Annotated in this window: 9 protein-coding genes; all 9 read right to left on the bottom strand. The window is 71.5% G+C overall.

Translation table 11 applies throughout. The features are described 5' to 3' along the window. Positions 1–4 precede the first annotated feature (4 nt). The gene (locus tag HGB44_RS28625) at positions 5–2,044 is read right to left on the bottom strand and encodes a flotillin family protein (protein WP_061079700.1); all 2,040 of its coding nucleotides are present in this window, start codon (positions 2,042–2,044) and stop codon (positions 5–7) included. A gap of 261 nt (positions 2,045–2,305) precedes the next feature. Continuing rightward, positions 2,306–2,947 carry an OB-fold-containig protein gene (locus HGB44_RS28620; RefSeq protein ID WP_061079701.1) on the bottom strand — a complete coding sequence of 214 codons (642 nt, stop codon included), beginning with the start codon at positions 2,945–2,947 and terminating at the stop codon, positions 2,306–2,308. Between the two features lie 271 nt (positions 2,948–3,218). Then, positions 3,219–3,977, bottom strand: a complete 759-nt coding sequence (locus tag HGB44_RS28615; RefSeq protein WP_061079702.1) for an ABC transporter permease — start codon at positions 3,975–3,977, stop codon at positions 3,219–3,221. Further along, positions 3,974–4,885: an ABC transporter ATP-binding protein gene (locus tag HGB44_RS28610; protein WP_061079703.1), complete on the bottom strand. Its 912-nt coding sequence runs from the start codon at positions 4,883–4,885 to the stop codon at positions 3,974–3,976. Before HGB44_RS28610 ends, HGB44_RS28615 begins: the two co-directional genes overlap by 4 nt. A gap of 90 nt (positions 4,886–4,975) precedes the next feature. After that, on the bottom strand, positions 4,976–5,161 hold the full coding sequence (locus HGB44_RS28605) for a hypothetical protein (RefSeq protein ID WP_061079704.1): 186 nt from the start codon (positions 5,159–5,161) through the stop codon (positions 4,976–4,978). A gap of 80 nt (positions 5,162–5,241) precedes the next feature. After that, positions 5,242–8,001, bottom strand: a complete 2,760-nt coding sequence (gene lanM, locus HGB44_RS28600) for a type 2 lanthipeptide synthetase LanM (RefSeq protein ID WP_061079705.1) — start codon at positions 7,999–8,001, stop codon at positions 5,242–5,244. Further along, positions 7,998–10,139 carry a peptidase domain-containing ABC transporter gene (locus tag HGB44_RS28595; protein ID WP_082768273.1) on the bottom strand — a complete coding sequence of 714 codons (2,142 nt, stop codon included), beginning with the start codon at positions 10,137–10,139 and terminating at the stop codon, positions 7,998–8,000. The genes lanM and HGB44_RS28595 overlap by 4 nt, the downstream gene beginning before the upstream one ends. A 25-nt stretch (positions 10,140–10,164) precedes the next feature. Next, a complete protein-coding gene (locus tag HGB44_RS28590; RefSeq protein ID WP_061079706.1) occupies positions 10,165–13,191 on the bottom strand; it encodes a type 2 lanthipeptide synthetase LanM family protein in 3,027 nt (1,008 codons plus the stop codon). Positions 13,192–13,324: 133 nt separating this feature from the next. Beyond that, on the bottom strand, positions 13,325–13,504 hold the full coding sequence (locus HGB44_RS28585) for a class II lanthipeptide, LchA2/BrtA2 family (protein WP_061079707.1): 180 nt from the start codon (positions 13,502–13,504) through the stop codon (positions 13,325–13,327). Positions 13,505–13,531: the final 27 nt, after the last annotated feature.

Here is a 13,531-nt window from a genome sequence, read left to right as displayed (position 1 = left end):
TTCCCTACTGCTTGGCGAGGGCGGAGGCGGGCAGCTGGTCCACGCCCAGCGACCGGGCGGTGCCGAGCAGGCCGTCGAGCCTGTCGGCCTGCGGGCCGCCCGCGCCGATCAGCTTGAGCAGCAGCGCGGAGACGGTGAGGTTCTTGACGTCCTCGGTGTCCACGGAGCTCAGCACCCTGCGCATGTCCGCGGCGAAGTCGCCCTCGCCGTTGAGCCAGTTGCCGCCCAGCGCCTGCACGGTCTTGGAGTTGCCGACGAAGCCGTCCACGGCCTTGCCCAGGCCGATGGAGCCCACCATGCGGTCGAAGAAGGCGCCGTCGCCGCCGACGATGTTGATGTCGGCGTTCTCCAGGCCGGTGGCCAGCACGGTGGCCTGGGCCTCGGCGACCTCGCGCTGCACGTTGATCCCGGCCAGGCGGATCTCCTTCTCGGCCTCCAGTCGCAGGCGGTACTCCTCGTGCTCGCGGCTGACCTGGTCCAGGGCGGCCATGGCCTCGGCCTTGTCGGTGAGACCGGCGGCCTCGGCGCGCAGCCTCTGCTCCACGCCCTCGGCCTCGACCCGGGCCTTCTCGCTGGCCACGACGGCCTCGGCGCGGCCGACCTTCTCGATGGCCTCGGCGTCCTGCTGGCGGACCTGCACCTCGGCCAGCCCGGCCGCGGCGGCCTCGGCCTGGATCCCCTCGGCGAGGCGGATCTTGGCCCGGGTGTCCAGTTCGGCTGCCTGCTGGCGGGCCTCGGCCAGGGTGAGCTCCTCGGCGGCCTTGTGCTTGGCGGCGGCCTCCGCGGCCTCGGCGGCCTTGATGTCCTTGACCAGGTTCTCCTGGGCCTCGGCCTCGGCCTGGATGATGACGGCCTGGCGGGTGCGCTCGGCCTCCTCGACGGCGCGCAGGCGCTTGATGGCCTCCTCCTGCTCGGCCACGGTGCGGTCCACGGCGATCCGCTCGCGGACGACGTCGGCGACCTCGCGCTTCTCGGCCTCGACCTCCTTGTCCTTGGCGATGCGGCTCAGCTCGGTCTCGCGCTCGCGCCCGATGACCTCCAGCAGGCGGTCCTTCTCGATGCGCTCGCTCTCGATGGCGATGACGCGCTCGCGGTTCTTCTCGGCGACCGCGATCTCGCGCTGCTGGTTCTGGTGCTGGACGCCCAGCGCCTCGGAGGTGCGGATGTTGGCGGTCTCGGCCTTGAGCCGCTCCTCGGCCTGCACGCGGGCGGTCTCGGCCTCCTCGCGGGCGCGGATGATCTCGATCTCGCGCTTGGCCTTGGCGGCGGCCTCCTCGCGGCGCTTCTCCAGCTCGGCGAGGGTCTCGGCGGTCTCGGTGTTCTGCCGGTCGAGTTCCTTGCGGCGGTCGTTCTCGAACTCGTTGGTGCGCTTGTGCTCGATCGCGGTGCGCTCGGTGATCTTGGAGATGCCCTGCGCGTCGAGGATGTTGTTGGCGTCGTGCTGGTGCAGCGGGGTCTGCTCCAGCTCGTCGATGGCCACGTCCTCCAGGCTGTAGCCGTTGAGGTCGGTGCCGATCAGGGAGATGATCGCCTGGCGGAACTGCTCGCGGTGCGTGAACAGCTCCTCGAAGTCGAACTGCTTGCCGACGGTCTTGAGGCCCTCGGAGAACTTGGAGTTGAACAGCTCCTGGAGCGTGTCCTGGTGGCTGGCGCGCTCGGTGCCGATGGACTTGGCGACCTTCTTGACGTCCTCCGCGGTCTCGTTGACCCGGACGTAGAAGTACACCTTGATGTCCGCGCGGATGTTGTCCTTACAGGTCAGGCCCTCGCGGCCGCGCCGGTCCACGGTCAGCGTCTTGAGCGAGATGTCCATGATCTCGGCCTTGTGCAGGACCGGGAGGACGATCGAGCCCGTGAAGGTGACGTGGACGTCGCGGACCTTGGAGATGATCAGCGCCTTGCCCTGCTCGACCTTGCGGAAGAGGCGGGTGACCATCAGGAGCAGGGCGATGAGGACGACGACGCCGACGGCAAGGGCGACGCCGACGGTCAGGAAGGCCGCGTTCGCGGCCTCCTGGCCGTTCGCGGTGGCACTCAGCAACACGTGGGGTCTCTTTCTGCAAGGGGATGTGCGTAAGAGGGGGGAAAGCGCGTCGGGAGCGGGGAGTACTGCGGCGGGGATCCGGCCCCCGGTCGGGGGCGCTCGACAGATGTGACGCGGCGCGGACGCGAACGGTTCCGCGTACCACCCCGTGCCCGGGTCGGGCGGAGCGGAGCCCCCGGGGGTGCTGTCCGGGCGTCCGCGGGGTTCCCGCTCTCCGGGCGTCCGAACACGGGGTGGGTCGGCGTCCCGGGGAGACGGGTGTCAGTCCTGGCCGGGGTCCAGCGCGGCGTCGAAGTAGGTGACGAGGAAGACGTCCTGCTCGGCGCTGTGGTCGAAGATCAGGGCGGTGCTGCCGACCGGCAGGACCTCTCCGCCGGTAGTGCGCACCGGGATGGAGATCGCCGCGCCGCCCGCGGTGGTGATCTCGGCCTGGCCGAAGCCCTCGCTGGCCTCGCCGATGCGGATCGTGCAGGTGCGTCCGACCAGTTCGTTCTTGGAACCGCTGCCGCGGCTGGGCAGGAAGCGCTGCACCGACATGACCAGGCCGCTGGTGACCGCCCACGCGGCCACGAGCGCGATCAGCAGGACCACCAGGCCCAGGGCGATGAGCAGGGGGGTGGAGGTGGTGTGGAGGAGGCTGGTCATGATGCTTCCCATCATGCTCACGAACCAGGCGACGCAGACCAGCGAGCTCAGCGCCACGGTGGCCGGGACCCTGCCCAGACCCACACGGTGCATCAGGGAGCTCAGACCCGCGGCCTCGCCCGAGTCGTCCACGCTGTCGAGCGCGTCGGAGTCGGTGGCGCCGACCGAGACGAGCAGCCAGTAGACCGCGACGACGATCAGCAGCGGGGTGAACAGCACGGTCGGGAAACCGAAGGCGGTGTCCAGGAACATCCCCACCCGTCACCCTCCTCCGCGCCGAACCGTGCCGGAACTCTACCGAACCGCCCGGTCCGCGACGCGGGCGGGCGGCCCCTTGGCCGTTTGCGGCCACCGGGACGCGGGGAGCCCGCCAGGCGGACGGCTGCCGGGCGGGCGGAGCCGACGCGGAGAGAGCGCCGACGGGGGAGGGGGACGAGGAGCGGTTCCCGGCCCCCGGCCCCCGGCCACAGGGGACCGGGGAGAGGGAGCGCGGGGGGGAGGCGGCGCCGCGTCCGCACACGGCGGTGCGTCACACGTCCCTGCGCACCACGGACCAGTACCCGGCGACCAGGGCGGCCACCGTCCACGCGCCGAGAACGAGTCCTCCGGTGAGCGGGGTGAGGGCGTCGTCGCCCGCCCCGCCGAGGAACATCCGCTGACCGGCCAGGTCGGGCAGGAACCGCGCGACCTCGCGGACGCGCGGGATGGCGCTGAGGACGGTCGAGACCATGAAGAGCATCGGCACGAGGATGCCCACGGTCAGGGCGGTGCTGCGCAGCACCGCGGCCAGCCCCATCGAGAACACGCACAGCAGGACCACGTACAGCACGACGGAGGCCAGGACGCGCAGCACCCCCTCCTCCCCGAGGGAGACGCCGAAGTCCCCCATGGCGGCCTGGGTGGCGAGGAAGGCCACGAGCACCGTGGCCGTGGCCAGGACGGTCACCACCGCCGTGACGGTCAGGAGCTTCGAGGTGTAGAACACCACGCGCCGCGGCACGGCCACGAGCGAACCCTGGACGCTGCCGGTGGCGTACTCGCTGGTGACGGACAGGACGGAGAACACCACGAGCGCGATCAGCGCCAGCTGGATCCCGCTGTGGCCGATCGCGACCGGGTCCAGACCCGACGCCGCGGCCTCCTCCGGGCCGTCGAACCCGCGCACGGCGAAGTAGCCGGGCACGGCGCTCAGGACCACGCCCACCACCACGAAGAGCGCGAAGCTCCACCCCGAGGTCCTCACGGTGCGGATCTTCGCCCACTCGGACGCGACTGCCGCGGTGTTCACACTGCCTCCTTCGCCCGGTACTCGACCGCGCTCGCGGTCAACTGCATGAAGGCCTCCTCCAGGGACGCCGCTCTCGGGGTGAGCTCGTACAGGGTCACCCGGTGCTCGGCCGCGAGCTCGCCGACCATCCGGGAGGTGGTGTCGTCCACCTCCAGAGCGTCGTCTCCGCTCTCTCGGACCGTGTTGCCCTGCGCCACGAGCAGGTCGCGCAGGCGGTCCCTGTCCGGGGTGCGGACCAGGACGTAGGAACCGGAGTTGTTGCCGACGAACTCCTCGGTGGGCAGGTCCGCGAGCAGTCTGCCCTGGCCGATGACGATCAGGTGGTCGGCGGTGAGCGCCATCTCCGCCATCAGGTGGGAGGACACCAGCACGGTGCGGCCCTCGGAGGCGAGCCGGCGCATCAGGCCGCGGATCCACTGGATGCCCTCGGGGTCCAGGCCGTTGACGGGTTCGTCGAACAGCAGCACCTCGGGGTCGCCGAGCAGGGCGGCCGCGATGCCCAGGCGCTGGCCCATGCCGAGGGACAGGCCCCTGGTCCGCCGGTCCGCCGCGTCACCGAGGCCCACGGTGTCGATGACCTCGTCGACGCGCGCGAGGGGGATCCGGTTGGACCTGGCCATGACGACCAGGTGTCCGCGCACGGTGCGGCCGGGGTGGACGCCCTTGGCGTCCAGGAGCGCACCGACCTTGCGCAGGGGCTCCCGGTACTCCCGGTAGTGCCTGCCGTCGATGAGCACGGTGCCCGACGTGGGGTGGTCCAGGCCGACCATGGCCCGCATGGTCGTGGACTTCCCGGCGCCGTTGGGGCCGAGGAAGCCGGTTACGTGGCCCGGTGAGACCGTGAACGACAGGCTGTCGACAGCGGTCTTGCGGCCGTACCGCTTGGTGAGCTGGCGTATCTCGATCACAGGAACCTGCTTTCTCAGGGTGTGGCGGGCGGGTGCCCCGGCCCGGGGCACCCGCCCACAGACCGGGAGGCGGCGCCTCCCGGCCTGTGGTCAGGCACCGCTCCGGTTGGCGAACCAGTAGCTCAGGGCGCCGAGGAGCAGCGTCGCACCCAGGAGGGCGAAGGTGACGGGGTTGTTGTCCGGCTGCTGGGCGGCGACCCCCGTGGCGGCGATGCCGAGGACGAACACGGTCGCCGGGAGCCCGTAGCGCTTGCCGTCCTTCTTCTTCGTGTTCATGTGGAGCATTCCTTCGTCTCTCCCTGTCTTCTCTGTCGGTCTCTCACGCCATCGTTTCCCGTCTGCTTCACACGCGCTTCTCACAGGGCGAGGGCCGCCGGGATCCGGGAGTCCTCGTCGTACGTGCCCAGGAGGAGGTCGGTGTCGCCGACGCCGGACCAGCCGAGCATGTAGCCCAGGAGCGAGGTGCGGCCCGCGGCGCCGGTGTAGAAGCCCTCCCGTCGGATCCGCGCGATGACGGCCTCCTGGTACTCGCGGGCCCGGTCGACCAGGGCGGGCGCGTCCAGGGAGCGGGCGGCGGCCAGGAGGGACTGGACCACCCCGCTGGTGCCGTGGCACACCGACAGATCGACCGGACCCTCGCCGAGGTCGGTGGCCCGGTCGACCAGACCGGACAGGAGCCTTCCGGAGAGCCACTCCCCGCGGTCGGCGGTGGCGGCGATCTCGGCGGCGGCAAGCAGTAGTCCGGCGGTGCCGTTGCACCAGCCGCGGGAGGGGCTGTGCTCCCCCTCCTCCACCCGGGCGCGGACCCAGTCGGCCGACTTCCGGACCAGCTCCCTGTCGCCGAGGGCGCCCCCCGCTCGGGCCGCGGCCCACCGCAGGCCGAGCTCGCCGTGGGCCAGGTCGAACCAGGGGCGGTCGCGTTCCAGCCCGACGTGGGGGACGGCCAGGTCGCGCAGACGCAGGAGCAGCGGTACCGGGACCGTGCCCTCGGGCTTGGCCAGCAGCGTCATCAGGACCCCGGCCGGACCGCTGACCAGGTCGGTGTCCACGGCGCCGGCGGCCGCGCGCGCGTCGATCCTGTCCACGAGGCCGGTGAGCCAGTCCTCGTCCAGGCGGTCGGGCCGGGTCATGAGCAGGGATGCGTCGCCGGTGAACACCGATTCGGGCACCTGGACCAGGGGCGCGCCGTAGGTCGCGAGCAGGGAGTCCAGCCCCCGGTCGGCGCTCCCGTGCACCGGGCGCCAGCGCTCGTCGCCGCGCGCGGCCCGCTGGAGGAAGGCGACGGTGCCGCCGAGGTCGTGGAACGACACCAGGTGGCCGGGGTTGACGGTGAAGGCGTCCCGGTCGGGGCCCGCGCCGCACAGCCACCCCGTCTCGGGGCCGTCCCCGCCCTCGAAGGTGACCCCGATCCGGTGGATTCGCTCGGCGATCCCCTTCCACCACGAGCCCGGCACGGGTGCGGGGCCCGTCTGCCGGAACACGCTGTGCTCCCACAGGCCCGCGGGGGAGTCCTCCCCCAGGACCTCGCTGAAGCACTCCTCCATCACGAACCGGTGGTAGAGGTCGCTGCGCTCGGCGTTGAGCCGCAGGCCCTCGCGGGCGTAGTCCAGCGGGCTGGTCGCGTAGGCGTCGGGGAAACTGCTCTCGGGCGTGGCCAGCTCCCTCGACGCGCCCCGTGTCATGAAGTACGGGATGTTGCCTGTGGCGAGGGCCCGCAGTTCCTCTCCGCGGATGTAGTCGGCGCCCTCCCGGGGCAGGTGCTTCGGGTAGTGGCCGAGGAGGCCGAGCACGCGCTCCGCCTCCTCCGGCCGGACCAGGTACCTCGGATGCGTGGCCGCGTCGGCGAAGCGGCTGTAGACCATCGTGGAGCGGACGAGCACGCGGACGGGGAGGTCGGGGTAGTCGTCCAGGACGGCCCGCAGCCCGTCGCCGCGCACCGCCCCGAGCGCGTCGAGGTAGCCCTCGATGATGTCGCCGTAGTGGTCGGTGGAGCCCAGGGCCTGGTCCCCGAGTCTGGGCAGGTTGTCCTTGTGCCGGTAGGTGACCTTCTCCCACCGGACCTGGACGGCGTCGCTGCGCTGGTGGACGATGGCGGGGCGCTCCAGCTGGGAGGAGGCCTGCTCGCCCTGTACGCCGACCCCCGCCATGAGCACGTCGATGCGTGATCCCGGGTGCCTGTTGGGCACCAGCATCGTGGAGACCACGGACAGCTTGAGCTGGTTGCCCAGGGTGGTGGTCAGACCGTCGTCGCCGGCGTCGGGGTTGGGGCGCACCATGGTCTCGGTGTCGAGGACGCAGGGCGTCTCACCGTGCGCGAGGACGTTCTCGTCGTGCAGGTCGCCCGCGCCGATGGAACCGAACAGGGCGCACAGGGCGCCGAAGCGGTAGTAGTAACGGGGCGGCTGGTCCGCGGTCTCCATCGGCTCAGGAGCCACGAAGCTCTGCCATCCGTGGTCCCCGACGGTCACCGACCGGGGCACGCACCCGAGCAGGGAGTGCCTCAGGTGGGGTTCGGCGACCCGGTACAGGTCCCGGACGAAGTCGTCGGCGACCAGGGGCCGGGGCTTGAACACGATCCGCCCGCCGTCCGCGAGGCGCAGACCGAACACCTGCCGGTTGTCGTTGTGCGGGTCGGATCCGGTGGCGAAGACGTCCGTGACCCGTCCCTCGGCGCTGACCAGGCCGTTTTCGCGCAGGACCGGGAGGTCGCGGGCGTAGGAGGTGAACAGGTCGGTGTGGGCGTCGAGGGAGTTGGCCAGGATCGTCTCCAGCCGCTCCCGCAGGACGGGGTGCGCGTCGAGCAGGGCCCCGGCCGTGCCGTCCCGGTCCAGGTGCGCGGTGAAGCGCCTCAGGGCGGTGTCGCTCTCCGTCGACATCGGCAGCCCCTCCGCCTCGCGGAAGGAGTGGAAGGCGCCGATCAGGGTCCGGTACGCCTGTTCTTCGACCGTGTCGGCCAGGCCCTGCCAGACGGTGTCGAGGACGCCGTCGACGTGTCCGGGGAGGGCGACCTCGCAGACGGGGCCGCGGAGACGCTCGGCCACCCGCTCGCGGGGCAGGACCCGCAGGTGGAAGGGGGCGAAGGCCGGGACCATGAAGTCCGGGACCTGGGTCTTCACCGGGTACCTCCGGGGGTGTTGGCGGAAAGGTCGGCGTAGAGGTTCGCGTACACGGAGCCCTGTCTGATCAGGTGCTCGTGGTTGCCCTGCTCGACCACGCGGCCGTGGTCGAGGACGTAGATGTCGTCGGCGGACCGGATGGTCGCCAGCCGGTGGGCGATGATCAGCTGGGTGGCTCCGATCTCCTGGAAGATGCGGGACACGCGGCGCTCGTTGATGGTGTCCAGCGAGGCTGTGGCCTCGTCCAGGACGAGGATCTTGGGGCGCTGGAGGAGGGCGCGGACGATGGCCAGGCGCTGCCGCTGCCCGCCGGAGAAGTTGGCCCCCATCTCCGACACCACCGTCTTGAGGCCCATGGGCAGGTCCTCCAGGAAGTCGAGGATGCCGACCGCCTCGCAGTACTCGCGGACGCGGTCCTCGGAGATGTCCTGGCCGAAGGTGAGGTTCTCCATGAGGGTGCGGTTGTGCAGGTGCACCTCTTGGGGGATGTAGCCGACCATCCGGCGGAACGCGTCGCGCCGGTACTCGCGCACGTCGCGTCCGTCGAGCTGCATCTGGCCGTGGGTGGGTTCGTACAGGCCGCAGACGATGCGGCCCAGCGTGGACTTCCCGGATCCGGAGGAGCCGACGAGGGCGACCTTGGCGCCCGCCTCGATGTCGAGGGACACGTCGCGGACGACGAAGTCGCTGTGCTTGGTGTAACGGAAGTTCACGTTCCGCAGGCGGATCGAGGGCTTGTCGATCGTGGTCAGGGAGCCGCCGGGCGACTCCGAGGGGGTGATGGCGATGTCGTTGATCCGGGCCATGTACCGGGACGCCTCGGTGAACTCCGTGTAGGTCTGGAAGACCGACGAGGCCAGGGAGAAGTACGTGGCGGACACCGCCTGGACCGCGATGGCCGCGCCCAGGGTGATGCTGCCCTGGCCGACCATGTAGAGGCTGGCCATAAGGAGCAGCAGCGGGCCGAACATCTGCGTGGTGCTGGTGACGCCGCCGATACGGCCCTGCTGGAGCCGCATCCGCGCCTTCATGGCCTCCACCGAGGCCGCGTAGGTCTGGCCCCAGGAGTCGAGGAACTCCTGGGAGTAACCGCCCATCTTGATCGACGGCACCGAGACGATCGCGTCGAGCTGCGTCGACTGGCTCTTGCTGAGCTGGGCCAGTTCCGCGTCCACGACCTCCAGCACGCGGGTCCGGGTCCTCAGCAGGTGGAAGGCGTTGAGGAGGAAGAGCGTGAACGCGATCAGCCCCAGTCTCCACTCCACGACGAACAGGTAGACGGTGACGCACACCAGCGTCCCGGCGTCCAGGATCCCCTGCGCCAGCCGGGAGGACAGCAGGTCGCGGACGGAGTTGACCGTGCTCATCCGGAACAGCAGCTCACCCGGTTGCCGCGTGGTGAAGAAGCGGTAGGGCAGGGACAGCAGCTTCGTGAAGGTGTGGGTCATCAGGTGCTTGCCGAGCAGGCCGACCAGCCCCGACAGCACCGTGATCCGGACCAGTTGGAGGGCGAAGAAGCCCACGGCGACGCTGAGGATCACCGCCACCACGGTCGCGAGGTCGCCCAGGCTCTGCCAGGTCGTGTACCTGTCCACCGCCCACTGGGTGAGCGTGGGGATGCCGAGCACGGCGCCGTACCCACCCAGGGACAGGAGGGCGACGAGCAGGATCCTCCTGCGCGAGCCCTCCGCGAGCAGCGGGATGTTGCGCCACTCCGCGAAGGGCCTGGCCCGGAACCGTTCGAACTCCTCGGTGGGCTCGGCGGTGATCAGGATGTTGCTGAACCCCTCCTCCAGCTCCGCCCGGGTCAGGTGGCGCCGTCCTACGGCCGGGTCCATCACGACCGCGCGCTTGCCGTCGAAGCTCTCCAGGACGAGGAAGTGGAAGTTCTCCCAGTAGAGGATCACCGGGCTGTCGAACTGCTCCAGAGGGGTGACGCTCTCGGCCCGGAACAGCCGTGCGTCCATCCCGCGGCTGCGCAGGAAGCGGGCCAGCTGGGTGGCGCTGAGCCCGTCCCGCCCGGCGTCCATCGACGCGCGCGCGGTGGACAGGTCCTCCTCCCGCCCGTGGTAGCGCAGCATGGCGATGGAGGAGCACAGGCCGCACTCGGTCTGTGTGACCTGCGTGATCGTCGGCACGCGGGGTCTGAACAGGGACAGGGGGTCAGGTAGCACTTTCGCCTCCGGGGGTGAGGGTGACCAGGGACAGGGCCAGCGCGGGGTCGACGCGGCGGAGCAGGTGGAGGAGGATCCCGGCGGTACCGACCATGAGACTGGAGGTGTGCGCGTAGCGGCTCCTGGTGTCGGCGTTCTTGCGCTCGATCACCTCCGCGTTCAGCCACCGTTCCTCGGCGGCGGCGATCTCGGGCAGGAGCCACTCCCCGCCTGCGCCGCGCGAGATCTCGGTGAGGATGGCGTGGTTTCCGAGGTCCCCGTGGCACCAGGTGAGATTGCGGCCGAAGCCGTTGCGCAGGGTGGTGCGCACGGCGGTGTCGCGCAGGCGCAGGACCCCGGGGTCGCCCGTGAGCCCGTGGAACGAGTTCAGGGCGAGGGCGATACCGGCCGATCCGTGGCACCAGCCGCTGGAGAACGACCGGGGGGTCGCGGTGTTGGAGAACCAGTTGTCCTCCTCCGGCACGTGGAAGCGCCCGAGGCCGTCGACGAGCCCGTGGAGGGTCCGCGTGACCGCGGGGCGCCGGTCCTCGGGCAGCAGCGGACCGACCCTGACCAGGGTGTGGATCAGACCGCTGACTCCGTGGGCGAATCCGGACTGGTTCAGGACCGGGTGCCGCCCGCCGTCGGCCAGGGCGGTGAGGAGCCTGTCCGTCAGGGAGGCGGTCGCGGCCTCGGCCGCCGGACCGCCGACGGCGGACAGGCAGAGCAGGACGCCGGCGAGCCCGTCGACGACGTCCAGGGCGGTCCCCTCGGAGGGGAGCGGCGCGATCCGCTCGGTGACGAGCGGCACGGCGTCCCGAGCGGCTTCGACCCAGTCCGGCCGTTCCATGAGGCGGCCCGCGGCGCACAGGCCGAAGAGGAGGCTGGCCGAGCCCGTGTACCCGCTCCAGCCGAACGCGTCCATGTCGCGACTGTCGCGGGGGATCGTCCGGACCAGCTCCGCGGTGGCGGAGAAGACCCGCTCCGCCAGCTCCCCGTGGTCGGCACGGCCCAGCACCCGGGCCGACGCGGCCAGCGCCAGGGCGGGGCCGGTCCGGCCGGTGTACAGGTCCAGGCCGAGCACGCCCGGAGGCCAGGGGCGGTGGGCAGCGGCGGACACGCGGGGCCCGATCCAGGTCGGGGGCAGGTACGTGAACCGGTCGGGCAGCGACGTCTCCACGAGGCGGTCGGCGATGCGCCCGGCCAGCTCCGCCGGGCCGGTCCGGCCCCGCGGTCGGGACCGGCCGCCGGGGCCGCCTGTGCCGGCGGAGGCCGGGAGGAGGTGGTTGTCGGGGAAGCGTGAGGCGAAGGCCGAGTGGATCAGCGTCCGCTGGAGGGCCAGGTCCTTCTCGCCCATGCCCCGGAGCTTGTCGAGCGCCCGCTCCAGCGGGGTCTGCGCGAACTCGACGCCCACCGGGTTCCCGTCGCCGTCATCCAGAGCCGTGCCCGTGGCGGCGGTGGTGAAGTAGGGGACGTCCCGCTCGGCGAGCTGTCGGATCTCGGAGCGGACGATCTCGTGGCCCGCGCTCCTGGAGGGGATCGCGATGCGTTTGAGCAGAGCGGTGTACACCTCCCGGTCGTCCATCGGGTTGGCCCCGGCGGTCATCCGCAGGGCCTGGCCGTACAGCGCGGTCGGGTTGTGCACGTAGCGGACCCGGACCCGTGCCGCGACCCGGCGCAGCAGGTCGGCCCACGGTCCGGGGTCGGCGGCGACGGCGCGGTAGACACGCGTGAACCCCTCGGCCATCTCCTCCCCGATGTCCTGCGTCTCCTCCGGAGACAGCGTCCCCACGACGCTGCTCCGCTCCTCCTGGGTCCCCGAACGCAGGACCAGGCGCATCTCGTCGGTGAAGGGCCGCTCGAAGAGCATCGACCGGAAGGGTGCCACGCCGCTGCCCTGGCCGCCGAGGAAGCCGAAGTCGACGTGTCCGGACTCGGGGTCCCTGCCGGACATCACCAGGGGCAGGAGCCCGGTGCCGTACACGGACCGGCTGATCACCGAGTGCGCGTTCCCCGGGGTCTCGGGGACGGGGCCGGTGTAGACGCGCGCCTGGTGGAAGAGGGTCTCCAGGTCGATCGGGAGCGGGCCCCTCCGGGTCGGCAGCACGTTCTCGAAGTGCATGTCGCGCGCGTCGAACAGGTACAGCACCGCGGCGAGCTCACCGCTGGCGCGCATGAACCCGGGGATCATGTCGGAGACGTCCTCGGACTCCACGTGCTCGACGTAGCCGTAGCCGTCCCGTTCCAGGACCCGGGCGCAGGGCAGGCTCGTGCCCAGACGCGTGTTGAACACCTCGGCGACGGTCCGGTAGGCGGACTCGCAGGAGACGTCGCGGGGCTTGTGGACCAGGCGTCTGCCGGAGCGGAAGGTCAGCACGGAGACGCTGCGTCCGTGGTGGTGGGTGTCGCCGTCGGAGGAGCCGAGGGACACGAGCCGGTCGTCGGCCGCGATGCCGAACACGTCGGCTATCTGGTCCCGGTCGGCGGCCAAGCGGGCACAGGCCTCGCGCGTGCTCTCGGCCGCGTTGCGCAGGACCAGGCGCGTCACGTCGGTGAGGACGGGCAGCTCCAGACCGCTGACCTCCTGGACGGAGGAGCGCAGGGACCGCTCGACGAAGTCGGTGTAGCGTTCGGCGGGCGTGTCCCCGACGAGCACGCCGCGGACGCGCGCGCGGTTGAGGGCGGCCACGAGCGGGCGCGCGTGGAACGAGCCCAGGCGCGCCTCCGTCCGCTCCAGGAGCTGGACGAGGGCCTCCTCCGGATCGTCGAACAGGTCGCGGTGCCCGTGCAGGGGGTCGGAGTCGACGATTCCGGTGGCCGCGTCCCTGACCAGGCGCTGGAAGGGGTAGCGCTCGGGTTGGCCGGCCCACACGCGTGCGGTGGTGAGCACCTCCCCGCTGGGGGGCGGCGTCCCGTCGACGGGGCCGGGGCGGGAGAGCAGGGCGGTGACGTCCCCGTCGTACCGGGCCAGCGGCGTGATGGTCTCCTCGACCTGGGCACCGTCGAACTCGGGGTAGAACTTCGCTGGTGATATCAAGGCTTCTCTGGCTCCAATGTCCGGGTGGTGCCGAGCGTGGCGGCCCGGGTCCCGGGGTAACGGGACCTAGGCGGAGTGGGGCCCGGAGGGGCGCCCACTCCGCCTGGTCAGGAACGCACCGCCAGGCCGGTCGTCAGCACTTGCTGGTGCACTTGGTGGTCGGGCAGAGCGCGACGCTCACGGCGACGCCGCAGGGGACGGTGGTGCCGCCGTAGGCGTCGGCCTCGCCCAGCTCCTCCAGCTGCTTCTCGTCGACGCTGGCCAGGACGTCCTCGACCTTGGCCCGGGTGCTGTTCTTGTCCTCGCGCGACATGTCGTCTCCTTCTGGGGGTGGGGGTGG

Source organism: Nocardiopsis alborubida (genome assembly GCF_012396365.1).
In the GTDB taxonomy this organism is placed as follows: Bacteria; Actinomycetota; Actinomycetes; order Streptosporangiales; family Streptosporangiaceae; genus Nocardiopsis; species Nocardiopsis alborubida.
This window is presented reverse-complemented; position numbering and strand designations above follow the sequence as displayed.

Coding starts and splice junctions, on each gene's coding strand:
- HGB44_RS28605 (WP_061079704.1), bottom strand. CDS start 5,161: ATGAACACGAAGAAGAAGGACGGCAAGCGCTACGGGCTCCCGGCGACC.
- HGB44_RS28585 (WP_061079707.1), bottom strand. CDS start 13,504: ATGTCGCGCGAGGACAAGAACAGCACCCGGGCCAAGGTCGAGGACGTC.